20 protein-coding genes are annotated in these 22128 nt (G+C 63.9%); 4 read left to right on the top strand and 16 right to left on the bottom strand.

What is annotated here, in order from left to right; genetic code table 11:
• Positions 1 to 597: a cytochrome c3 family protein gene (locus tag U9R80_RS15140; RefSeq protein ID WP_301842472.1), complete on the top strand. Its 597-nt coding sequence runs from the start codon at positions 1 to 3 to the stop codon at positions 595 to 597.
• Between the two features lie 134 nt (positions 598 to 731).
• On the opposite strand, the gene U9R80_RS15145 is transcribed toward U9R80_RS15140, so the two are convergent.
• The 6 genes from U9R80_RS15145 to U9R80_RS15170 form a co-directional block, all read right to left on the bottom strand.
• Complete coding sequence (locus U9R80_RS15145) at positions 732 to 1151, bottom strand: DUF6691 family protein (RefSeq protein WP_301842471.1); 420 nt, start codon at positions 1149 to 1151, stop codon at positions 732 to 734.
• 2 nt (positions 1152 to 1153) lie between these two features.
• Positions 1154 to 1588: a YeeE/YedE family protein gene (locus U9R80_RS15150; RefSeq protein ID WP_301842470.1), complete on the bottom strand. Its 435-nt coding sequence runs from the start codon at positions 1586 to 1588 to the stop codon at positions 1154 to 1156.
• A 39-nt stretch (positions 1589 to 1627) separates the two neighbouring features.
• A complete protein-coding gene (locus tag U9R80_RS15155; protein ID WP_301842469.1) occupies positions 1628 to 2989 on the bottom strand; it encodes an outer membrane beta-barrel protein in 1362 nt (453 codons plus the stop codon).
• Between the two features lie 97 nt (positions 2990 to 3086).
• Positions 3087 to 4853, bottom strand: a complete 1767-nt coding sequence (locus U9R80_RS15160) for an FAD-dependent monooxygenase (RefSeq protein WP_301842468.1) — start codon at positions 4851 to 4853, stop codon at positions 3087 to 3089.
• Positions 4854 to 4884: 31 nt separating this feature from the next.
• Entirely contained in the window at positions 4885 to 5805 is a 921-nt protein-coding gene (locus U9R80_RS15165) for a VOC family protein (protein WP_301842467.1), read from the bottom strand.
• Between the two features lie 71 nt (positions 5806 to 5876).
• Positions 5877 to 6710 carry a fumarylacetoacetate hydrolase family protein gene (locus tag U9R80_RS15170; RefSeq protein WP_301842466.1) on the bottom strand — a complete coding sequence of 278 codons (834 nt, stop codon included), beginning with the start codon at positions 6708 to 6710 and terminating at the stop codon, positions 5877 to 5879.
• A 171-nt stretch (positions 6711 to 6881) separates the two neighbouring features.
• Here U9R80_RS15170 and U9R80_RS15175 point away from each other — a divergent pair, with 171 nt between their 5' ends.
• Positions 6882 to 7619: a GntR family transcriptional regulator gene (locus U9R80_RS15175; RefSeq protein ID WP_301842464.1), complete on the top strand. Its 738-nt coding sequence runs from the start codon at positions 6882 to 6884 to the stop codon at positions 7617 to 7619.
• Positions 7612 to 7911, top strand: coding sequence for a hypothetical protein (locus U9R80_RS15180; RefSeq protein ID WP_301842463.1), 300 nt, complete (start codon positions 7612 to 7614; stop codon positions 7909 to 7911). The genes U9R80_RS15175 and U9R80_RS15180 overlap by 8 nt, the downstream gene beginning before the upstream one ends.
• A gap of 10 nt (positions 7912 to 7921) precedes the next feature.
• Here U9R80_RS15180 and U9R80_RS15185 read toward each other — a convergent pair whose 3' ends face one another.
• Positions 7922 to 9010 carry a polyamine ABC transporter substrate-binding protein gene (locus U9R80_RS15185; RefSeq protein ID WP_301842462.1) on the bottom strand — a complete coding sequence of 363 codons (1089 nt, stop codon included), beginning with the start codon at positions 9008 to 9010 and terminating at the stop codon, positions 7922 to 7924.
• Between the two features lie 25 nt (positions 9011 to 9035).
• Complete coding sequence (locus U9R80_RS15190; protein WP_301842461.1) at positions 9036 to 10340, bottom strand: NAD(P)/FAD-dependent oxidoreductase; 1305 nt, start codon at positions 10338 to 10340, stop codon at positions 9036 to 9038.
• 154 nt (positions 10341 to 10494) lie between these two features.
• Here U9R80_RS15190 and U9R80_RS15195 point away from each other — a divergent pair, with 154 nt between their 5' ends.
• Positions 10495 to 11391, top strand: a complete 897-nt coding sequence (locus U9R80_RS15195; protein ID WP_301842460.1) for a LysR family transcriptional regulator — start codon at positions 10495 to 10497, stop codon at positions 11389 to 11391.
• An 18-nt stretch (positions 11392 to 11409) separates the two neighbouring features.
• On the opposite strand, the gene U9R80_RS15200 is transcribed toward U9R80_RS15195, so the two are convergent.
• The 8 genes from U9R80_RS15200 to U9R80_RS15235 all read right to left on the bottom strand — a co-directional run bounded on the left by U9R80_RS15200 (position 11410) and on the right by U9R80_RS15235 (position 22061).
• The gene (locus U9R80_RS15200) at positions 11410 to 12525 is read right to left on the bottom strand and encodes an acyl-CoA dehydrogenase family protein (RefSeq protein WP_301842459.1); all 1116 of its coding nucleotides are present in this window, start codon (positions 12523 to 12525) and stop codon (positions 11410 to 11412) included.
• A 12-nt stretch (positions 12526 to 12537) separates the two neighbouring features.
• On the bottom strand, positions 12538 to 13731 hold the full coding sequence (locus U9R80_RS15205) for an acyl-CoA dehydrogenase family protein (protein ID WP_301842458.1): 1194 nt from the start codon (positions 13729 to 13731) through the stop codon (positions 12538 to 12540).
• A 56-nt stretch (positions 13732 to 13787) separates the two neighbouring features.
• Entirely contained in the window at positions 13788 to 14873 is a 1086-nt protein-coding gene (locus tag U9R80_RS15210; RefSeq protein WP_301842457.1) for a Zn-dependent alcohol dehydrogenase, read from the bottom strand.
• A 29-nt stretch (positions 14874 to 14902) separates the two neighbouring features.
• Complete coding sequence (locus U9R80_RS15215; RefSeq protein ID WP_324803122.1) at positions 14903 to 16255, bottom strand: coniferyl aldehyde dehydrogenase; 1353 nt, start codon at positions 16253 to 16255, stop codon at positions 14903 to 14905.
• Positions 16256 to 16380: 125 nt separating this feature from the next.
• Positions 16381 to 17748 (bottom strand): DUF1329 domain-containing protein, encoded by a 1368-nt coding sequence (locus U9R80_RS15220; protein ID WP_301842455.1) that lies wholly within the window; start codon positions 17746 to 17748, stop codon positions 16381 to 16383.
• A gap of 26 nt (positions 17749 to 17774) precedes the next feature.
• Positions 17775 to 19604 carry a DUF1302 domain-containing protein gene (locus U9R80_RS15225; protein ID WP_301842454.1) on the bottom strand — a complete coding sequence of 610 codons (1830 nt, stop codon included), beginning with the start codon at positions 19602 to 19604 and terminating at the stop codon, positions 17775 to 17777.
• 86 nt (positions 19605 to 19690) lie between these two features.
• Entirely contained in the window at positions 19691 to 20893 is a 1203-nt protein-coding gene (locus U9R80_RS15230; protein WP_301842453.1) for a lipid-transfer protein, read from the bottom strand.
• 28 nt (positions 20894 to 20921) lie between these two features.
• The gene (locus U9R80_RS15235) at positions 20922 to 22061 is read right to left on the bottom strand and encodes an acyl-CoA dehydrogenase family protein (RefSeq protein WP_301842451.1); all 1140 of its coding nucleotides are present in this window, start codon (positions 22059 to 22061) and stop codon (positions 20922 to 20924) included.
• Between the last annotated feature and the right edge of the window lie 67 nt (positions 22062 to 22128).

Below are 22128 nucleotides of genomic sequence, written 5' to 3' on the forward strand. Positions count from 1 at the left end.
ATGAAAGCACTGTTCGCCCTGCTCAAGGAGTACTGGGGCATCCTCTGTCGACCCAGCGTGTACTTCAGCCTGGGCTTCCTGACCCTGGGCGGGTTTATCGCCGGGATCATCTTCTGGGGTGGTTTCAACACGGCGCTGGAGATGACCAACACCGAAAAATTCTGCGTGTCCTGCCACGAGATGCGCGACAACGTCTTCGTCGAACTCAAGGAAACCATCCACTACACCAACCGCTCGGGCGTGCGCGCCAGCTGCCCGGATTGCCATGTGCCCCACGAATGGACCCACAAGATCGCCCGCAAGATGCAGGCGTCCAAGGAAGTGTGGGGCAAGCTCTTCGGCACCATCGACACCCGCGACAAATTCGTGGCCTTGCGCCGGGAACTGGCCGAGCACGAATGGGCGCGGCTCAAGGCCAACGACTCACGGGAGTGTCGTAACTGCCACAACTTCGAGTTCATGGACTTCACCCGCCAGAGCAAACGGGCAGCGGCCATGCACTCCACCTCACTGGCCAAGGGCGAAGCCACGTGCATTGACTGTCACAAGGGCATCGCCCACAAACTGCCCGATATGCATGGGGTCAAGGGCTGGTAGCACCGGGAATACGGCAGGGACGCTGGGGCGACTGCTGCGCAGTCGATCGCAGCCTCGTTCCTCGGCAGCGGCTACCACGGCCCCTGTAGCCGCTGGCGCCAGCCTGCGATCGACCGCGCAGCGGTCGCCCACCGCTACCGGCCTCGCGCCCGCTCCAACACGCCAAACACGCCCATCCCCAGCAGCATCGCCGCGACAAAGAACAGCACCTGCCAGTTCCCGCTCAACACCAGGGCCAATGAAGGCCCAGGGCAGATCCCGGCGATACCCCAGCCCACGCCAAACACCAGGCTGCCGATGATCAAGCGCCGATCCAGCTCACGGGCCACCGGCATGCGCATCGGCAGGCCGAGCAACGAGCGGGTATGGCGCTTGCTCCACTGCATCGGCACCAGCGCAGCCCCGATCGCCCCCACCATCACCAGCCCCAGGGACGGGTCCCACTGCCCGGCAAGGTCCAGAAACCCCAGCACCTTGGCCGGGTCGGCCATGCCCGCCAGCAACAGGCCAAGACCAAACAACAACCCGGCCACCACCGCCATCACACCCCGCATGATCAAGCCCCCAGCACATGACGAACGATGAACACCACGGCAAAACCGCTGGCCATGAAGCACAGCGTCGCCAGCAATGAACGGGGCGACAGCCGCGCAAGGCCACACACGCCATGGCCACTGGTACAACCGGCGGCGTAACGGGTACCCAGGCCGACCAACAGCCCAGCCACGATCAGGCCCCACACGCTGGTCTCGAACATCACCTGCACCGGCCCTGCCCACAACCACCACAGCAACGGCGAAAGCAGCACGCCAGCAAGAAACAGCGCCTTCTCCCCTCGCCCTTCGCTCCCGGGCTGCAAGACGCTACCCAGCAAGCCGCTGATGCCAGCGACACGGCCATTGACCAGCGCAAACAGGCTCACCGCCACGCCAATCAGCACGCCGCCCATCAAGGCTGTCCAGGGTGTGAAGTGGGTCCAGTCGATTGTCATGTGTGCTCCTGCTGTAGAAATGAGGGCGTCGGGCCTGCGTCAGAAGTACACCAGTGCCTCGATCAACCCACTCAGTTGACTGCGGTCCCGGCCATTGCCGTAGACCCGGTCATTGTACAGCGGGTCGAACAGGTCGTAGCGCAGCTCGGGGCGCAGGCTGATATGCCGCGTGGCATCCCAGCGCAGGCCGACCGTCACGGCATTGAAGTCACCCCGGGCGTTGCTGGTGGGAAACAGCACGAACGCATCACGGTCGCGAAAGTGCTCGGCACGCGCCGAAAAGCTCAGGTCCTTGCGGTACTGATAGGTCACCACGCCGTTGACACCCCACCACGACGCCCCCGCAAACCCCGGCCCCGTCACGATATCCACGGTGTGCGCCTTGCCATCGCCGGACTGGCGGCCATACACCGCCTCCGCGCCCATCGACCAGCGGGCATCGAAGGCGTGCCAGGCATTGAGCGAATGCTGCTGGCGCAGCTGGCCGTCTGGCGAAACCAGGCGTGCGCTGGGCGCTTGCACATCGTCCAGGTCATGGTTTTGCTCATCGCCGAGCATGAACTCGTAGTCGACCCAGGTCTGCAAGTCGGCGGTGCGCCAGCGCAGCGCGCCAAGCACCGACTTGCCCGGGTTGTTGTCGCGCAAATTGTTGCGGCCCTGCACCACGCCAATCTCGGCGCCCAGCAGGCTGCGGTCGCCGTTGTACAGCCGGGTGCTGGCCAGCACGCCGGCCACGGTACTGGGTTCGGACACAAAGGCGTAGGTCTTGCTGGCAAAGGGATTTCGCGCTTCGCGAATGTTCGGCGGAATCTCGTAGCCCAGCGCCGGGCCGAAAATCCCTGCCATCAGGCTGATGCCCGTGCCATAGGGCAGGTAGACCGCGGCAAACAGATTGGGGGTAGCCACGAAACGCTGTTTGTCGCGCCGGGCGCGCTCCGGGTCATCATCGCCTGGCGAGTTCACCCCCCAATGCATGTCCCAGCCATAGGTGCGGGCAAATTCGGCATTGCGCCCGTAGAAGGTTTCCAGGCTGAAGCCGAACGACACCGCCTCAGGCGCCGGCCCCGGAAGCGGCGTGACTCGGGGAATCACGTTGGCCACCAACGGCTTGTCGACGAACAGGTGCAGCGATGCCAGCTCCAGCCCCTCATCGGAAAACCCCGTCAGCGGCAGATTGCTCAAGCCATCCTCGCGCTCGTCGGCATTGGAGCGGTTGTTGCGCGCATAGCCCAGGTCCAGCAGCCCGGCGATGCGGATGCCGTGATCACGCTCCAGCCCAGGGCCCAGCAGCCAGCGCGCCAGGGCGCCTTCGCCCTTGTCTTGATCTTCGGCGTGGCCGGCCTGGGTGACCAGGGCCAGGACCGCGGCAGCCCCGAACGATTTCGTCAGCGTAGTGAACATCACATGCCCCTTGTTCTTATTGTTCTGGTAACAGCGGGCAAACGCTCCCCTTACCCGGCGTTGGCGGCCCGGTTGGGGAGCGTTTGAGGGAGCGCGCTTAGTGACGGGCCAGAATGGCCTTCAGCGCATCGAGCAGTTCGGCGTCGCATGCAGGTGAACTGCCATGGGCGCGCCAGGCGACATGCTGGTCGGGACGTACCAGCAGGCAGCCGTCTTCGCCGATTTCCCGCTGGCGTGCCCAATCGCCGTAGCTGTCGGCATAGTCGAGGCCCAGGCCGATACGCCGCACTTCAAGGTCGATACCCAGTTCGCGAGCCGCCGCCACGGCGGCGCGGCACCAGCCATCACCGCCATGGCCGGTGAGCAGGGTCAGGCGGCCCTGGCCACAGATATCCAGGGTCGATACCTGCTGCCCCCGTGCATCGTTGAGCCAGGCATGGGGCAAGCGGGCGCCGGGCCAGGTGGTGGGATGGTAGTAGAGCTCCGGGTCGCGGCTGTAGGCCGGCTGCTCGCTGCCATCGTCCAGCACCGCGGCGCTGCGGTAGCGCTGGCCCAGCTCCACGCCATGGCAGTTGAACTGGTAGTGCTGCAACTGGATGGCCTGCTCCAGCGCCGCCCGACGCTCGCGCCCCAGTGCCGTGTCGGCGTGCAACTCGTCCAGGCGTTCCCAGCCTTCGGCTTCGCTTTGGCCCGGCTCGAACCCCAGCGCGCTGGAGATCGGCAGCATGTTGCGCACGCTGGCCATGGCCCGGTTCACCACCTGCTGGCCAACCGGCTGGCGCTCCTGGGAGTAGCTGTCCAGCAGCCCCGCCCCTGCCTGGCCCTTGAGCACCAGTGCCAGCTTCCAGGCCAGGTTGTAGGCATCCTGCACCGAGGTATTGGTACCCAGGCCATTGGCCGGGGGATGCCGGTGCACCGCATCGCCGCAACAGAACACCCGGCCTTGCCCGTAGCGGTCGGCCACCACCTGGTTGATCTGCCACTTGCTGGTCGAGAGCACTTGCACCGGAATATCGGCATCACCAATCACCCGCCGTGCCCGTTCGATCACCGCCGCCTCGCTGAGGTCGGGCTCGCCCTGGGCGGGGTCGTACATGAACAGCATCACCCACTCATCCCACGGGCGCACACAGATGAAGGTGCCGCTGCCGACCCAGTAGTCGTTGCCCGGCTGCACCATCCAGTACAACACCCCCGGGCGGCTTTCGCAGTAGCGACGCAGGTCGGCCCGCAACCAGACGTTGACCGCACAGCCCAGGCCCATCTGCCCTTGCAGGGGGATACCGAGTTGCTCCATGACCCGGCTGCGGGCACCGTCGGCGCCGATCATGTACTGCGCCCGCACGGTGAATTCCCGCCCGGTAACCCGGTCGAGAATGCGAGCGGTGACGCCGTGGTCGTCCTGGGTGAAGTCGAGCAGTTCGTTGTCAAAGCGCATTTCGCTGCCAGCGCGCAGCGCGGCATTGGCAACAATCGGCTCCATCAGGTGCTGGGGAATGTTGCACATGGCCGATGGGCTGGCTTTCTCGTAATCGGACTTGCGCTCGATGGCGTTGCCCCAGGTGAGCAGGCGGCCCAGCTCCTGGCCGCTGAAGCTGGTGGCCCAGACGTTGTTGGCCATCAGCTCGTGGGGGCTGGCGGCGGCGGTTACCTGGGGCTCGACGCCGGCATCGCGAAACACCTCCATGGTGCGCTGGTTGGTGATGTGCGCGCGGGGGCTGTTGGCCGTCCAGCGGTACTTGTTGATCAACAGGCTCTTGATGCCATAGCGCGACAACAACAGCGACGCCGTGAGGCCCGCCGGCCCGCCGCCCACGATCAGGACGGGCACCTCGATGTGCGGGGTCGATTCTTGCTGGTTCATTATTGTTCTCCAGTGTTGCCTGTGTTGCGTATCAAGGCTGCGCCTGATCCGCCGCCTCGGTGTTGAAGATGAAGTAGTCGGGCACTTGCGGGCCCCAGAGGTAGAGCGAGCTTTCGGCAGGAAAGTCGCCGGCTGGCCACTGCGTCCCCGCCTCGATGTAGTCCATTTCGGTGGAGTACTCGCTGAACGACCCCCAAGGATCGCGCACGTAATGGAAGTAGTTGGAACCCAGGCAATGGCGCCCGGTACCCCAGCCTTCGCGATAGCCGGCCGCCGCCATCTGCTCGGCGCCGTTGCCCACCTCGTCGATGCTGCCCACTTCCCAGGCCGCATGGTGAAAGCCCTTGGCGCTGCTCTTGGCGAAGGCCACCAGGTGGTGGTCGCAGCCGTGGCGGGCATGGGTGAAGGCGATGATGTCCTGGGAGCGATCCGACAACGTGAGCCCCAGCACTGACTCATAGAACGCGACCCCACGGGACACATCAGGGGTAAACAGCAGCACATGGGAAAGCCGTTGCGGGCGCACCTGGGTCACGTCGACGCGGCTGCCGACGCCGCGCAGGCCACGAACCACCGGCGGGCTCGGCATCCGCGCATCCGGCATGGTTTTGACCCCCACCTTGATCTGCAGCAGATTGCCGTCCGGGTCGCGGAACCAGAAGCCTGTGCCGTCGCCATGCTCGAACCGCGCCCCGCTCTGCTCCACTTGCTGGCGCAGCGCGGCGTAATCGGACGCAAAGCAGTTGAAACTGATCCAGGCCAGGGACTTGGCCGCCCCCGGCAGTAGCTGCAACCAGCGATGGCCATCGGCGGCGGATACCGCCAGTTGCCCGCCGTGGGCCTGCACATCGAGGCCGAAATGGCCGAAAAAGTGCTGTGCCTCGCTCAGCGAAGGCACGAACAACGCGTAATGATCGATTGAATGCACGCCACGAACTGTCGTGATGCTCATCATCGTCTCCCGTTCTTGTTGTCATCGAAGCGCCGGGGCAGGCCCTGCGCTTGCGTTGGCCGGCGTGGCAGTCAGGCTTCGTCGACCACCGGGTTGACCAGGCTGCCAATGCCTTCGATAGACACTTCGACCACGTCGCCCGCCTTGAGGTAGACCTTCGGGTTCATGCCAAAGCCAACCCCGGCCGGCGTGCCACTGACGATCACGTCACCGGCTTCGAGGGTCACCGCTTCGCTCAAGGTGGCAATGATGGTGGCGACATCGAAGAGCATGTCGGTGGTGTTGGCCGACTGCACCACCTTGCCGTTCACCCGGGTCTGCAGCAGCAGGCCCTTGCCACCGGCCGGCAGCTCATCGGCCGTGACCAGGTCGGGGCCGAAGGCACCGGTGTCGTCGAAGTTCTTGCCCACGGTCCACTGCGGCGACTTGAACTGGTAGTCACGCACCGACGCCTCGTTGAACAGGGCATAGCCGGCGACGCAGGCCAGCGCCTGGTCCTTGGGAATGTGTCGACCGCCACTTTTGAGCACCACGGCCATTTCGCCTTCGTAGTCCAGGGTGTCGGAAATGCGTGGGCGCACCAACGGCTGATTGTGGGCCGTCAGGCTGGTGTTGAAGCGCGGGAACAGCGTGGGGTAATCGGGTTGGGCGTAGGGCGATTCTTTGGTGTGGTCTGCGTAGTTAAGGCCCACGCAGACGATTTTGCCGGGCTTGCGCATCAGGGGCAGGTAGTCCTGCTCGCCAATCTCCACCACCGGCCCCTGGGCACGGGCCCCGTAGGTGGTGAGGTCGACACCGTCGGCCAGCAGGGCTTCGAGGGTTTGCTCGCCCAGCACCTTGACCCCTTGCTCGGTACGTACACCCAGTGTCGGGCGGCCCTGGTGGTTGAAGTAGACATAGCGCATGGAAACGTTCCTCTGATTGTTATGGGATGGCCGCCCGGCGGGTCGGCGTGGACAGAAGCTAACTCCGCAACAAATATATCGTCAACCATAAAATATATTTTCTTGAGATTTTCGATAAAGAAGCCGGTGTGTATACTTTCGCTCATTCCGTTCCACGCCCGGACCCCGCCCATGAATCAAGCACCCCGCCCTGGCGACATCGCCGAGCTGACAGAAAAGCGCACCATGGCCTCACAGCTGGAGTGGCGCGTACGCCAGGACATCATCAACGGCAAGCTGGTGCCGGGCAGCAAACTGCGGCTCAAGGAGTTGGCCGAATCCTATGACGCAGGCGTGATTCCGCTGCGCGAGGCGCTTTCCAGGCTCGCCGCCACGGGGTTCGTGAGTTCAGAAGATCAGAAGGGATTCAGTGTCGGACGCATCTCTGCCGACGAGATTCGCGACATTACCCGCACGCGCCTGCACATCGAGTGCAAGGCGCTGGAGCTGTCGATTCGCAACGGTGATGTCGAGTGGGAAAGCCGCCTGATCGCCGCCCATCACCGGCTGCATCGGCTGCATCGGCTGCCGATCGTCGAAGGCCCCGAACGTTTGCTGCGAGGCGACTGGGAGCAGGCTCACGAAACCTTCCACATGGCGCTGCTGGCCAACTGCGACTCGCCCTGGCTGTTGCGCTTCGCCCAACTGCTGCGTGATCAGACGGCCCGCTACCGTGTGCTGGCCATGCACTATGCTGGCAGTGTCCATCGCGACGTGGCCGGTGAACACAAGGCGTTGCTTGACGCGGCCCTGGCCAAAGACACTGAAAAAGCCTGTGCGCTACTGACCGAACACTACGAAGCCACCACCGGCACCGTGCTCAAACACACCTTGCTCGGCGGCAATCAACAGGATGCTGACCATGCCTAAGGCGTTATTGACCTTCACCACCTGCATTGCCTCGGTGTTCGTTGCCGGGTGCTCCACGCAACTGACCGACGCGGGGGCGAAGGTCGACCTGGTGACAGCCGCCTCATCGCAACACTGTGACCTGGTCTCGATGTTCACCGTACAAGGCGCCGATCCCGACGAGACCTTGCGCATGGCGTTCAATCGAGCGGCGGTGCTGGGTGCGGACAGCCTGGCGGTTGCCGATGGCAAGGAAACCTCGGACGGCGCCGAAATCAACGGCGCCGCCCTGGTCTGTCACCCACAAGGATGACGCACCGGCCTCACAGCCCGCTGGTCACCTTGGTCCACAACCGGGTGACCTGACGCATCACTTTCGGTGGCATGGCCTTGAGCGGGAACAAGGTGGACATCACCTCCGGCGCCGGGTACATGGCCGGGTCATCGCGCAATTGCTGGTCCACCAGCGGCAGCGCCGCACTGTTGCCATTGGGGTAATGGATGGCGTTGCTGATGTCGGCAATCACCTTCGGCTCAAGCAGGTAGTTCATGTAGGCGTAGCCGTTGTCCTGGTTGGGCGCGTTGCGGGGCATCACCACCATGTCCACGGCCAGGGTCGAACCTTCCTTGGGAATCGAGTAGCCGATGTTCACGCCGTTGTTCGCTTCGCGGGCGATGGTCGCGGCCTGGGCGATGTCGCCGCTGAAGCCGATGGCCACGCAAATGTTGCCGTTGGAAAGGTCACTGACGTACTTGGACTGGTGAAAGTACTGCACGTACGGCTTGACCTTCAGCAGCGCCGCCTCGGCCTGCTTGTAGTCGGCCAGGTGCTCGCTGTCGTGCTTGAGGCCCAGGTAGTTGAGGGTAATGGGCAGCATCTGGGTCGAGTTGTCGATGAACGCGACCCCGCACTGGCTGAGCTTCTCCATGTTCTTCGGATCGAACAGCAGGTCCCAGCTGTGAGTCACGTCGGTACTGCCGAAGATCGCCTTGATCTTGTCGACGTTGTAGCCGATGCCGACCGTTACCCACATGTACGGAAAGCCGTACTCGTTGCCGGGGTCGTTGACCTGGAGCATGTTCAGCAACTGCGGATCGAGGTTGTTCCAGTTGGGCAGCTTGCTCTTGTCCAGCTTCTGCAGGGCACCCGCCTTGATCAGTTGCGCCAGGAAGTGGTTGGAAGGGCTGACCACGTCATAGCCGCTGCTGCCCGTGATGAGCTTGGCCTCGAGCATTTCATTGCTGTCGATCAGATCGTAGGTGGTGCGGATGCCGGTCTGGGCGGTGAAGTTGCTCAGGGTGTCGGCGGCAATGTAGTTGCTCCAGTTGGAGATGCGCACGGTATCGTCCGCGACGGCAACCGCGCTGCACGCGGTACACAGGGCAACGGCAAGGTGTTTGAAAGGGATCATGGCATTCTCGTTCTTGTTAGTGAGCTCAGGATTCTGATTTCGCGCGGCAGGCCTCGTAGCGCAGCCGCACCGAAGCACCGATATCGAAAAACGGGCTGGGCGGCAGCCAGCCAGGCGCAGCCTGCTCCAGCACACTGCTGAGCAAGGACGACTGACTGCCCGAGGCCATTTCCGCCAACAGGCGGCCCCACAAGGTGCCGCGCGCCACACCCGAGCCGTTGCAGCCCGCCACGGCATGAATGCCGCGGTCGACCCGGGCAAAGCGCGGTTCACCCGAGCGGGTGGCACTCAGGTGCCCGGTCCAGGTGAACTGCAGGTGCTGCTCGGTGATCCACGGGAAACGCCGTTGCAGGCCGCGCACATGGATGTCCCGGCGCGCTTGCAGGGCGCTGCCGACCAGGTCCTGGTGGCGGTACTCAACGGTGTTGCGAATCAGCAGGCGCCGGTCATTGGTCAGGCGCAGCGTGGCCCCGGCCGGCCGGGTCGACAACACGCCCCAGGGTGCCGGGCTGCCCATCTGCCGGTACTCGTCATCGGTCAATGGCCGGGTCAGCGAGGCGCTGAGCTCCAGCGCGAACACCGAGCGATCCACCAGGCCGACCCGCGGCATGAAGGCCCCTACGCACACCAGCACCTGGGCGGCCTCGACACTGCCATTGCGCGCCAAGGCGCGCACATTGCCGTTGGCCATACGCTCAAGCCCAGTGATGTCGGTGTGCTCGAACACCGCGACACTGTCCGGCAGGCTATCGAACAAGCCCTTGGCGTACTTGGCAGGCTGCAACAGCGCATTGCCGCCAGCGCAGAGAATGCCGGCCTGGTAGAAATCCGTGCCCAGGCGACTGGCCAGCGCCCTGCCCTCCAGGAACTCGGCGCGAGCGCCCACCGCCTGCAGGGTCTCGACCCGCTGGCGGGCTTCTTCGAGCTTCGCCGGGTCGTGTACGGCAAAGAAGTAACCGTCTTCGCGCCAGTCACAGTCGATGCCCAGGCTGTCGATGCGCTGACGCACCTCCTGGTTGGCCGCACGGCTGATTTCGGTGCTCTGCTGGTAATAGGCGTTGAGCGTGCGCCCGAGCAGTTCTTCGCCGCCGGGGTTTTCGTGGGCCACCACGAACCCTGAATTGCGTGCCGACGCGCCTTGGGCGGCGCGCTGGCGATCGACCAGCACGATACGCGCCTGCGGGTGCATCCGGGCCAGGTGATGAGCCGCCGAAAGGCCGGTGAAGCCACCGCCGATGATCAGCCAGTCGGCCTGCTCTACGCCACGCAAGCTGGCACGGGGGGCCGATTCCCCCGCCTGGACGATCCAGCCACAGCGATTTTCTGTCATGTGTTCACCTCATGCCGCTCGTGCTTGTTGTAGGCCGGCGCCATGAACTATTAGCATGCTTGCATGCCGTTCAGCTGATCGCCTGAGCACGAAAATAAGAGGTTAACGATGCGCAATCCAACGCTATTAACGCATTCATCCATGCCGTTTTCGCATGAATAAATTCTTCAGGGCACCGTCGATGCATGCCCTGCAGGCGCTGGTCGAAGTGGCAGACACGGGCAACTTCACCGAAGCGGCTACCCGCTTGTGCCTGACCCAGAGCGCGGTGAGCCGCAAGATCCAGCAACTGGAGAGTCACTATGGCGTGGCGCTGCTGGTGCGCAACAGTCGCCATGTGGCCTTGACTGCCGAAGGCAGGGAAGTACTGGAGTCGGCCCGGCGGATGCTCAGCGAGCTTCAGGCCCTTGAACTGCGCCTCGCCCCACGGGATACACCCCTGCGCATCCGCATTCATGTCTCGCTGGCCGTGCGTTGGCTGCTGCCGCGCCTGACCGACTTCTACCAGCGTTATCCCGACCTGACCCTGTCGATCGAAACCGTGGCCACCGCGCAGGTGGACCCTGCGGGTGATTGTGATGCCTGCGTTGTCTACCTGCCTGCACCCCCGGCGGATCCGGCCCAGCACACCCTGTTTGAAGAAGTCCTGGTACCGGTCTGCGCACCGGGCGTGGTGGATGGCAAGCCTGCGCCCGAAGGGCTTGAGTCGCTGGCTCACTACCCGCTGATTCACGGCTCGACCGATCATGTGGAATGGTCGTGCTGGCTGAAAGCCAACGGCCAGGCGCTGTCGGGGCATCGCAAACACGTCACCTTCAACCTCGACGAACTGGCCCTGGACGCGGCGACCCGAGGCCTGGGCATTGCCATGACCGACCTGGCACTGGCGCAGGAACTGATAGACCGCGGAGACCTGACCATCCCCTTTGGCCCGGCCATCAGGACTGGCGGTGTGTATGCCTTGTGGATGCAGCCCTCCAGCGCCCGCCACCCGGCCCGGCAGGCGGTGCTGGACTGGTTCCTTGGAAGTAACGGGCTTGCCCCGCGATAAGGCCGGTCGCGGCGCGGACTACATCAGTTTGGCAAACGTCTGCAGATGGTGATCATCATCACCAAACTGCCGCGCCACCATCAACAAGTGCTTGGCATGATGCGACAGCATGTACTCCCAGGTAAGCCCGATACCGCCATGCAGCTGGATACCCTGGTCCGCCACAAAACGGCTGGCCCGACTGACGATGAACTTGGCCGCCGCCAGCGTACGGCTGCGCGCGTCGCTCTCAGGTTGGTCGGCCACGCACGCAGCAAGCAACGCCATTGAAGTGGCCTGGTCCAGCTCGATATGCATATCCACCATTCGATGCTGCAACACCTGAAACGTGCCGATCGGCTGACCGAACTGCCGGCGCGTCTTCAGGTAGTCCAGGGTCAACGCACAGGCCGCCTCCATGCTCCCCACCGCTTCGGCACACTGCGCCGCAATCGCCCGCCCCTGCTGGTAACGCAGTGCCGCCAGCGCACCACCCGGCTCACCCAGCAGCGCGCCCGCCTCGACAAACGCCTCCTGCAGATAAAGCTCACACGCCATGCGCCCATCAAAGGTTGCAAACGACCGCCGGCCAACACCCGGAGCGTGCGGATCAAGCAGGAACAGGCTGATCCCCTCGCGACTGCGCGCCGACACCACGATCAGCCCCGCACTCTGCCCGCCCACCACCACCGACTTGCGCCCGTCGAGCGTCCAGCCGCCTTCAACCGGCGTTGCCACGGTGTGCACATCGTGCAGTTGGTAGTGGCTCTGGGGCTCCTCAAGGGCAACGGCCAACTGCAGGCGGGCGCTACCCACTTGTGGCAACAACGCCTGCTTCTGCGCCTCGGTTCCCAGTTGGGCCACCAGGCCACCGGCGTAAACCACCGAGTGCATGAAAGGCTCGAGACAAAGCCCCCGCCCCAGCTCGGTCATGATCACGTGGGTATCGACACCGCTGCCGCCGAAGCCGCCATAGGCTTCGGCGAAGGGGACGGCGCACAGGCCAAGCTCGCCCAACTGCTGCATGAACGCCGTGCTGAAGCCGCACGCACTGTCGCGAGCCTGTTCGCGCTGTGCAAAACCATAGGTGTCCCGCACCAGGCGCGCGGCGGTGTCCTGCAGCATCAGCTGCTCTTGAGTCAGTTTGAAATCCATGAGCAAGGCGCCTTAGAGTTCGAGGATCATTTTCGCGATGATGTTTTTCTGGATTTCGTTGGCGCCGCCGTAGATCGAAGCCTTGCGCGCATCCAGGTACTGATAGGTGGCTGCACTGCTGTACGCGGTGTACAGCAACGGCTCATCGCCATAGCCCAGCTCGTCCTCGATGAACGGCATGGCATAAGGGCCCACCGCCTTGCTCATCAGGTAGGTGATGGCCTGGCGGATTTCCGTGCCCTTGATTTTCAGAAACGAGCTTTGCGCCCCCGGTGCAGCGCCATCCTGCGCGGCGGCCAGGGTGCGCAGGTTGGTCATTTCGGCGGCGATCAACTGCATCTCGACTTCGGCGACCTGGGCACGGAACAACGGCTCCTCGATCAACGGGCGGCCGTCGCGCAGCTCGTGAGTGGCGATGTGCTTGAGGCGGCCAAGCAGCGCCTTGTTCTGGGCAATGCCTCCGATACTGGTGCGCTCGTGGGTCAGCAGGTACTTGGCGCAGGTCCAGCCGTCGTTCTCCTGCCCGACCAGGTTGGCCACCGGCACGCGCACATCGTCGAAAAACACTTCGTTGACCTCATGCTCGCCATCAAGGGTGATGATCGGCCGCACGGTGATGCCCGGAGTTTTCATGTCGATCAGCAGGAACGAAATACCCCGCTGCTGGCGCGCCTCGGGGTCGGTGCGCACCAGACAGAACATCCAGTCGGCGTAGTGGGCCAGGGTGATCCAGGTTTTCTGGCCGTTGACCCGGTAGACATCGCCGTCACGGGTTGCCCGGGTTTTCAACGACGACAGGTCCGAGCCAGCATCCGGTTCCGAGTAGCCCTGGCACCACCAGTCTTCGCAGCTCAGGATGCGCGGCAAGAAGCGCGCCTTCTGCTCGGCGGTACCGAACTTGATGATCACCGGGGCGACCATTTTCAGCCCGAACGACACCACTTTCGGTGCCCCGGCAGCAAAACACTCTTCATCGAAAATGTGCTTTTGCACGGCGCTCCAGCCGGTGCCGCCCACCTCCACCGGCCAGCCCGGTGCCAACCAGCCCTGCTGGTTGAGGATCTGCATCCACTGCACCTGATGCGCCTTGCTCAGGCGCTTGCCCTGATTGATCCGGTCCGACAGCTCGGCGGGCAGCCGGTCACGCAGAAAGCCCCGCACCTGCTCACGAAAAGCCTGCTCGGGCGCTGTGTATTCAATGTCCATCATTGCACTCCATCAGCCGGTTAGCTGCCCGAGGGCAGCAGGTTCATGCCCGCGCCTTACGCGTCGAACAGAATTACCGAGCGGGCCAGCTCGCCACGGCGCAGTTCGTCGAAGGCCTCGTTGATCTGGTCCAGGCGGATGCGCTGGGAAATCATCTGGTCGAGCTTGAGCTTGCCGGCCATGTAGAAGTCCACCAGACGTGGCATGTCCACCGGGAAGCGGTTGGAGCCCATCAGCGAGCCCTGCAGACGCCGCTCGTGCAGCAGTTGCAGCGGGTCCACTTCGATTTTCAGGCCCGGCTTGAGCATGCCGATCACCGTGGCGGTACCGCCGCGGGCCAGCATGGCGAAGGCCTGCTCGACAGTTTGTTTGAGGCCGATGCACTCGAAGGCGTGGTGTACACCGCCACGGGTCAGTTCCAGCACCTGCTTGGCGGCATTGCCGTCCTTGGCGTTGATCACATCGGTGGCGCCGAACTGGCGGGCCAGCTCCAGCTTGGAGTCGAGCATGTCGATGGCAATGATCCGCCCTGCCCCCGCCAGCGCAGCGCCATTGATGGCCGCAAGGCCAATGCCGCCACAGCCGATCACGGCCACGGTTTCACCCGGGCGTACCTTGGCGGTGTTGAACACTGCGCCCGTGCCGGTGGTGACCGCGCAGCCGAGCAACGCAGCGCGGTCCAGCGGCATGTCACGCCGGATCGCCACGCAGGCGTTCTCATGCACCAGCATCTGCTCGGCAAAGCCGGACAGGTTGACGAATTGCGGGATCGGCTTTTGCACGTAGGTCAGGCGCGACTCTTCGTCTGCGCCGCGTTTGGTTTCCGGGGAAACACAGCGGGCCAGGTGGCCGGTGACACAGTGCTCGCAGTGGCCGCAGAACACCGTGAGGCACGTCACCACGTGGTCGCCGGGCTTGACCGAACGCACCTCACTGCCGACCTGCTCGACCACCCCGGCCGCTTCATGCCCCAGCACCAGCGGCCCCGGGAACGGAAATGACCCATCAATCACATGCAGGTCTGAATGACACACGCCCACGGCCCGGGTGCGGATCAGCACCTCACGGGGGCCCGGTTTGCTGATGCCCACTTCTTCGATAACCAGCGGGGCGCCAACCTGATGGAATACGGCAGCTTTCATGGCAGTTCTCTTGATTGGAAGGTGAAGGTTCAGGCCGCCGTCGGCGCGCTACGCAGCACCGCCTTGGCATGGCTGAAGGTGCGGAAGCCGTCGATACCGTGATAGGCCCCCATACCGCTCTGGCCAACACCGCCGAACGGCAGGCCCTCGGTGCTGGCATGGCTGAGCACGCCATTGAGGGTCACGCCGCCGGAGCAGGTACGGGTGAGCACCCGGGCTTCCTCTTCGGCGTCATGGCCGAAGTAATAGAGCGCCAGGGGACGTGGGCGGGCGTTGATGAAGGCGATGACCTCGGTGATGCTGTGGTAGGGCTTGATCGGCAGCAACGGGCCGAAAATCTCGTCCTGCATCACCTGCAGATCGTTGCCCGGATCGCGCAGCAAGGTCGGCGCGATCTTGTTCAGCGGCGCCTGGCTCAGGTCCTCGGCCGTGGCGTTGAGTTCGATCAGCTCGACGCCTGCCTCGCGTGCTTCGCTCAGGTAGCCCTGCAGGCGCTCGACATGGCGGGTGTTGATGATCGAGGTGTACTCGGGGTTGTCCTTGAGGGTCGGGAAAAATTTCGCGACCACCGCCTTGGCCACGGCAATGAAGGCGTCCACCGACTCGTGCGGTACGAACACATAGTCGGGCGCCACACACAGCTGGCCGGCATTGAGCAATTTGCCGATGACCACCTTGGCCACCGCCTCGTTGAAGTCGGCTGAGCGCGAGAGGATGGCCGGCGATTTGCCACCCAGCTCCAGGGTCACCGGCACCAGGTTTTCGGCGGCCGCGCGCAGTACATGCTTGCCGATGCTGCTGGCACCGGTGAACAGCAAATGATCGAACGGCTGGCTGCAGAAGGCCTGGCCAACGTCGGCGCCACCGACGACCACGGCGACCTCATCTTCACCATAGACCGAGCGGATCAGCCGGGCGATCAGGGCCGAGGTATGCGGGGTGTATTCGGAAGGTTTGATCATCACCCGGTTACCGGCGGCGAGCGCCCCCGCCAGGCCGCTGAAGACCATGTAGCCCGGGACATTCCAGGCGGTGACGATACCCACCACGCCCAGTGGCTGGTAGTGCACCCAGGCCTGGCCAGCCTTGGCCTGGCGTGCTTCGGGTTGCATCCAGCGGGCCAGTTCGGCCTTGGTCTGGGTGAGTGTGGCCAGGGGTGAAAGTACCTCGCTGCCCTTGGAAAAGCTCGGGCTGCGGTGGCCGAAATCGGCGGCCAGGGCGTCGATGATGTCCTGTTCGTGGTTGGCCAGCAGACCGATCGCGCGGTCGATCAGCTCGCAGCGTTGTTCGGCGCTGTAGGGTTCACTGGCCAGGAAGGCGGCTCGCTGCTTTTCAAGGATCAAACGGATATCGGTGCTGGTTGAATGCTCGATGGCGCTCATCACTGCCTCGCTGGTTATTGTCAGAGTGCGAATGGCTGCATGGTTGATCATCGGGGCGCGGGTGCCGCCACCCGGATCAGGTGGCGGCTACCGGTATGTGCCTTGATCGCTCAGGCGTTCAGCAGTTAACGCACACCGGCATTACGCAGCGCCGACGGGGTGAAGTCGTTGAGCTTGGCGCTGATGCCGTAGGTGGTGGCATGTCGGGACTGGTTGGTCATGGCCAGGACGTTGTAGCGACCGGCAATCAGGTCGTAGATGCCGAGCATGGCGAAGTTGGGCGAACCGCGTTCGTAGTCGTTCATTGCGTACCCCTCCGCCACCCGCCACAACTGGCCACGGCCGTCGTAGTGGTCGACCTCGGCCAGTTGCCAGGTGTCTTCGTCGAAGTACATGTCGCGCTTGGCGTAGATGTGCCGCTGTCCAGGCTTGAGGGTGGCCTGTACATGCCATACCCGGTGCAGTTCATAGCGCGTCAGGTCCTGGTCGATGTGCCCCGGTTTGATGATCTGCTCGTACTTGAGCTTGGGCGACTGCAGCCGGTAGTTGTTGTAGGGGATGTAGATCTCTTTCTTGCCGATCAACTTCCAGTCGTAGCGGTCCGGGGCGCCGTTCATCATGTCGGTGTTGTCGGCGGTGCGCATGCCGTCCGAGCCGTTGCCCGGGCCGTCGTAGGCCACCTGCGGCGCACGCCGAACACGGCGCTGGCCGGCGTTGTAGACCCAGGCCAGGCGCGGTTCCTTGACCTGGTCGATGGTTTCGTGGATCAGCACCACGCTGCCAGCCATGCGCGACGGTGCGGTGATTTCCTGCTTGTAGTAGTAGAGGACGTTGTCGCCCTGCCCCGGCTTGATGTCGCTCATCAGCTGTGGAAACGCCAGGGTGTCGTCGTACTCGACGATTGAGTACGAGCCGTTGGTTTGCGGCGCTGCTTGCGCCGCCTCGCGACTCATGTTGCCGCCGCGGTAGCGGTTGTTGTGGTTCCAGTACACCTCTACCCCGCTCTTGGGGATCGGGAACGGGTAATAACGGTTCTGCGCGAAGTTCACCAGGCCGTTGCCATCGGGCGTAAGCTCGGTGGTGACGGCGCTTTTCTTGGCAATGTCGTAGATGTTCTGCGGCGAGGCCGCGCTGCGTTGGGTCTTGTACACCGGAATCCTGTAGCTGTCCGGGTAGCGCTTGAACATCGCCAGCTGGCCGGGGGTAAGTTTGTCCTTGTACTGCTCGGCAGTGGCGGCCGTAATCACCATCAGCGGTTTGTCACCGGCGAATGGATCACCCAGAAAGCCGTTGTCCAAGGGTGCGGCACCCGGCTTGAGGCCGCCGGTCCAGGCCGGGATGCTGCCATCGGCGTTGCCCTCCTTCTGGGCGCCCAGCGGTGTCAGGGTGGTGCCCAGTTGCGCGGCTTCCTGGGGCGAAACAGCGGCCATCACACTGCTTGCCAGCAGCGACAGGCTCAATGCGCCAACGCGCAGAATCAGACGTGCGTTCATGTTCAGGTTCCTCTGGCAGGGTTGCATCAGAAACTCACGCCCAGGCTCAGGGCGAGGAAGTCGCGGTCGATGTTGGTGTTGAAGTCGCCACCAAAAAAGTTGGTGTAACTGAGGCTTGCGGTGTAGGTGTTCTGGTACTCGGCATCCACGCCCACGCTGACCGCCTTGGAGCCTTCATCGAAGTTCGGGCCATAACCCTGCACGTCGTGGGACCAGGCCAGGTTGGGCGAGAGGTTGATGCCGGCGATCACGTTCTGGTAATCGAGCTTGCCGCGTACGCGATAACCCCAGCTGTTGCTGGTGTAGAAGCCGTCGTCGTTGCACTCCTGGGCCGGGTTGCTGGCCGTTGGCGTACCCGCCGCGCTGCCCTGGCAGGTAGCCAGGCCCACAGCCCCCGGCAGTTCACCGGAACCAAACGCCGGGCTGCGACCAAAACGCAGGTCGCTGCCGTCGGCCTTGCCCAGGCCATTGATGTGGTTGTAACCCACCTCGCCCACCACGGTCAGGCGGCTGGCTCCCAGCACCTGGTCGAAGAACTGGGTGGCGGTAACTTGCGCCTGGGTGACCGGCATGCGCTTGTAGCCGTTGACTTCGGCGCCCAGGGTACGGCCGGCAAAACCGGTGGTGATCAAGGGCGAGGTAGCACCGAAGGTTGCCGATGACAACAGGTCCGCGGTGTTCAGCTGCAGCGGCATGTTCGGCCGGTAGCTGACTTCACCGCCCAGCGACACACCGCCGACGTTGGTCTGGAAGCTCAGGCCGTAGAGGCGGATGTCTTCGGGGTAGTCGATGAAGTAACGGGCACTGCGCGCCGACGCCACGCCCCCTGCGGCGTTGCTCATCTGGTTGATGCTCAGGTACGGGTTACGGCTGTGGTAGTTCATGGCGTAGGCACCGAACTCGGTGTCGTTGAACTCGGGCACGAACCAGCGCAAGGCCAGGCCGTACTGGCCGCTGTCGCGGGCATCCTTGTCCTTGAGCCGCGGGATGTAGGCATCGTCAAGGCCGGCGGCGATGGCGGCCAGGCCCCCGGTGTTCTGCGCAGCGCCCGGCGGCAGGTCGAGGCCGGCGATCACCAGGCGGTCGTTGCAGCCCTGTGGCACACCGTCGTTGCCAAAGAAGGTGCCGCAGTTGTCGACCACCGATTTCTCCCATTCGAGCTGCAGGAACGCTTCGGCGGTGATGTTCTCGGCCAGCCCCTGGGAGACATAGAGCAGGTTGACCGGAATCAGGCCCTCCTTCACCTCCGCCCCCGGCCGGCGCAGCGCGGCCACGTCGATGGGGTTGATGCTGTTGATCGAGTTGCCGATGAAGGTGCTTTCACCCCAGCTCACCACCTGCTTGCCCAGGCGCACGTTGCCGACCTGATCGCCGATGGAATAGTTGTGGTACACGAAGCTGTCGAGGAACATCGCCCCGGACGACTTGGCCGCACGGTCGCGTCCGCTGTCGTCGATGTCGTAGAACGGCCGGCGCTCGTCCATCAGCTCGAAGTCGTACCAGTATTTGCCGCGCACGAAGGCGCCACTGTCACCGTATTTGAGCTCCAGATCGTGCACGCCCTTGAAGATCTTCGAGAAGGTCTCGCCCCTCTTGAAGTTCAGGCGGTTGTCGTCGGTGGTGCGCGACGACGACTCACCGGACTTGCCCTGGGAATTGAAGTTGGAGATGAATTTCGCCTCCGGGTCGGTGGTCGACCAGCTGGCACCGATGGACAGCGCCGAATCGAAACTGCCCTGGATCTCCCCGATGTTGAACTCCACCGCCTGGGCTTGAGGGCCCGCGCAAGTGGCAAACATTACAGCTACGGCCAGCAGACTTGGCTGGAAGACGCCGCGCATTGTTGTTCTTGTCATGCGGTTTCTCCGGTTAGGGATTGAGTGGTGCATCCGTGCTGGCAATCGGGTGTGTCCCTGCACCCGGAGAATTGAGGCGTTACCGGTTACCGGCTGGCACTGGCATACAGCGTCACCACGCAGGCGCCGCCCAGCCCCAGGTTGTGGGCCATGGCCAGGCGCGCGCCTTTGACCTGACGCTGATCGGCGTTGCCGCGCAGTTGCTGGGTCAGCTCGTAGCACTGGGCGAGGCCGGTGGCCCCCAGCGGATGCCCTTTTGAAAGCAGGCCACCGGACGGGTTGATGACGATTTGCCCGCCGTAGGTGTTGTCGCCGTCCTTGACGAACTGCTCGGCGCCGCCTTCCGGGCAAAAGCCCAGCGACTCGTAGCTAATCACCTCGTTCTGGGCGAAGCAGTCATGCAGCTCGCACAGCTGGATGTCCTGCGGGCCAACGCCGGCCTTCTCGTACACCTGGTGTGCCGCCGCCCGGGTCATGTGGGTGCCGACCCAGTCGAGCATCGACGGTTTGTCGAAATTGAAGGATTCAGGCGTGTCGGTGGTCATGGCCTGGGCCACGATCTGCACGTCACGGCGCAGCCCGTGCTTGCGGGCAAAGCGCTCGGACACCAGGATCGCCGCCGCACCGCCGCAAGTCGGCGGGCACGCCATCAGGCGGGTCATCACCCCAGGCCAGAGCACCGGATCGGCCATGACGTCTTCGGTGGTAAGCACCTTGCGAAACAGTGCCAGCGGGTTATTCGCCGCATGGCGGCTGGCCTTGGCGCGCACCGCGGCGAAGGTCTCCATGCGCGTGCCGTACTTTTGCATGTACTCGCGCCCGGCACCGCCGAAGGTGCGCAGCGCCTGGGCCATTTCGCTGCCGACATCGGCGGTGAGCCCGTGCAGGATCGGCAGGAAGCGCTCACGGGTCACCGGACGGTCATCCCAATGGGACTTCAAGGGGCCTGCCTGCATCTGCTCGAAGCCCACCGCCAGCACGCAATCGGCGGCGCCCGACTCGATGGCCTTGCGCGCCAGGTACAAGGCGGTAGAGCCGGTGGAGCAGTTGTTGTTGACGTTGATCACCGGGATGCCCGTCATGCCCACTTCATACAGCACGGTCTGGCCGCAGGTGGAGTCGCCGTAGACATACCCGGCGTAGGCCTCCTGCACCAGCTCATAGCCAATGCCGGCGTCGGCCAGGGCGCGGCGTACCGCTTCGGCGCCCATCTGTACATAGGTCGGGCTGGTTCCGGGCTTGCTGAAGGGAATCATCCCGACGCCAGCCACCATTACGTTCTCGCTCATGGGTTCACCTGAAATTAAAACCAAGGGATCAAAGCTGGCGGGCGATCAGTTCGCGCAGCACTTCACTGGTACCGCCGAAAATGCGCGTCACACGCATGTCGACGAAGGCCCGGGCAATCGGGTACTCAAGCATGTAGCCGTAGCCGCCGTGCAGCTGGACCATGTCGTCCAGGCACTTGCACAGGGTCTCGGTGGCCAGCAGCTTGGCGATGGCCGACTCCTGCACCGTCAGGCGGCGGCGCATGTGTTCGCCGATGTAGTGGTCGATGGTCAGGCGCACCGCCGTGGCCTGGGCCTTGATGTCGGCGAGCTTGAATTTGGTGTTCTGGAAGTCCCAGACGGTCTGGTTGAAGGCCTTGCGGTCTTTGACGTACTCGATGGTCTGCTCAAGCATGCGCTCGAGCTTGGCGGCGCTGTACAGGGCGATCACCAGGCGCTCCTGGGGCAGCTCCTCCATCAAGTGCATGAAGCCCTTGTTCTCTTCGCCCAGCAGATTGCCCACCGGCACCCGCACCTCGTCGAAGAACAGCTCGGCGGTGTCTGCCGCCGACTGGCCGACCTTCTCCAGCTTGCGGCCACGGCGAAAGCCCGGGCGGTCGCACTCGACCATGATCAGGCTGCACCCCTTGGCACCTGCGCCGGGGTCGGTCTTGCACACCACCACGACCATGTCGCACGACAGGCCATTGCTGATGAAGGTCTTGCTGCCGTTGATCACCCACTCGTCACCGTCGCGCACCGCGGTGGTGCGGATGGCCTTGAGGTCGGAGCCGGTGCCAGGCTCGGTCATGGCCACGGCCAGCACGGTTTCGCCGGTGCAGATCTTCGGCAGCCATTGCTGCTTTTGTGCTTCGGTGCCCAGGCGCACGATGTAGGGCGCGACGATGTCCGAGTGCACCCCCAGGCTCCAGCCCGAGACACCGGCGCGGTACAGCTCTTCGATCAGCACCGCCGAGTGACCGAAGTCGCCGCCACCGCCGCCATATTCGGCCGGAACGGTGAGGCACAGCAGATTATGGCGACCAGCCTTGAGCCAGGTTTCGCGATCCACCTGCCCGGCTTCGTCCCACTGCGCCTGCTTGGGCAGGCATTCACGCTCGAAGAAACGCCGTGCGGTTTCGCGCAGCATTTCATGGTCTTCACGGTAGACGGTACGGTTGATGTGCATCGGAATCTCCAGTGGGTTGCCAGGCCAGGTACGCCTGCTTCGTAACCCCAATGTAGTGAGCAGGGTG

Origin of the sequence: Pseudomonas sp. JQ170C (assembly GCF_035581345.1) — a bacterium.
Classification (GTDB): Bacteria; Pseudomonadota; Gammaproteobacteria; order Pseudomonadales; family Pseudomonadaceae; genus Aquipseudomonas.

Bases quoted from the DNA above. Each gene is read 5' to 3' on its own strand.
- U9R80_RS15140 (WP_301842472.1), top strand. From the start codon at position 1: ATGAAAGCACTGTTCGCCCTGCTCAAGGAGTACTGGGGCATCCTCTGT.
- U9R80_RS15145 (WP_301842471.1), bottom strand. From the start codon at position 1,151: ATGCGGGGTGTGATGGCGGTGGTGGCCGGGTTGTTGTTTGGTCTTGGC.
- U9R80_RS15150 (WP_301842470.1), bottom strand. From the start codon at position 1,588: ATGACAATCGACTGGACCCACTTCACACCCTGGACAGCCTTGATGGGC.
- U9R80_RS15155 (WP_301842469.1), bottom strand. From the start codon at position 2,989: ATGTTCACTACGCTGACGAAATCGTTCGGGGCTGCCGCGGTCCTGGCC.
- U9R80_RS15160 (WP_301842468.1), bottom strand. From the start codon at position 4,853: ATGAACCAGCAAGAATCGACCCCGCACATCGAGGTGCCCGTCCTGATC.
- U9R80_RS15165 (WP_301842467.1), bottom strand. From the start codon at position 5,805: ATGAGCATCACGACAGTTCGTGGCGTGCATTCAATCGATCATTACGCG.
- U9R80_RS15170 (WP_301842466.1), bottom strand. From the start codon at position 6,710: ATGCGCTATGTCTACTTCAACCACCAGGGCCGCCCGACACTGGGTGTA.
- U9R80_RS15175 (WP_301842464.1), top strand. From the start codon at position 6,882: ATGAATCAAGCACCCCGCCCTGGCGACATCGCCGAGCTGACAGAAAAG.
- U9R80_RS15180 (WP_301842463.1), top strand. From the start codon at position 7,612: ATGCCTAAGGCGTTATTGACCTTCACCACCTGCATTGCCTCGGTGTTC.
- U9R80_RS15185 (WP_301842462.1), bottom strand. From the start codon at position 9,010: ATGATCCCTTTCAAACACCTTGCCGTTGCCCTGTGTACCGCGTGCAGC.
- U9R80_RS15190 (WP_301842461.1), bottom strand. From the start codon at position 10,340: ATGACAGAAAATCGCTGTGGCTGGATCGTCCAGGCGGGGGAATCGGCC.
- U9R80_RS15195 (WP_301842460.1), top strand. From the start codon at position 10,495: ATGAATAAATTCTTCAGGGCACCGTCGATGCATGCCCTGCAGGCGCTG.
- U9R80_RS15200 (WP_301842459.1), bottom strand. From the start codon at position 12,525: ATGGATTTCAAACTGACTCAAGAGCAGCTGATGCTGCAGGACACCGCC.
- U9R80_RS15205 (WP_301842458.1), bottom strand. From the start codon at position 13,731: ATGGACATTGAATACACAGCGCCCGAGCAGGCTTTTCGTGAGCAGGTG.
- U9R80_RS15210 (WP_301842457.1), bottom strand. From the start codon at position 14,873: ATGAAAGCTGCCGTATTCCATCAGGTTGGCGCCCCGCTGGTTATCGAA.
- U9R80_RS15215 (WP_324803122.1), bottom strand. From the start codon at position 16,255: ATGAGCGCCATCGAGCATTCAACCAGCACCGATATCCGTTTGATCCTT.
- U9R80_RS15220 (WP_301842455.1), bottom strand. From the start codon at position 17,748: ATGAACGCACGTCTGATTCTGCGCGTTGGCGCATTGAGCCTGTCGCTG.
- U9R80_RS15225 (WP_301842454.1), bottom strand. From the start codon at position 19,604: ATGACAAGAACAACAATGCGCGGCGTCTTCCAGCCAAGTCTGCTGGCC.
- U9R80_RS15230 (WP_301842453.1), bottom strand. From the start codon at position 20,893: ATGAGCGAGAACGTAATGGTGGCTGGCGTCGGGATGATTCCCTTCAGC.
- U9R80_RS15235 (WP_301842451.1), bottom strand. From the start codon at position 22,061: ATGCACATCAACCGTACCGTCTACCGTGAAGACCATGAAATGCTGCGC.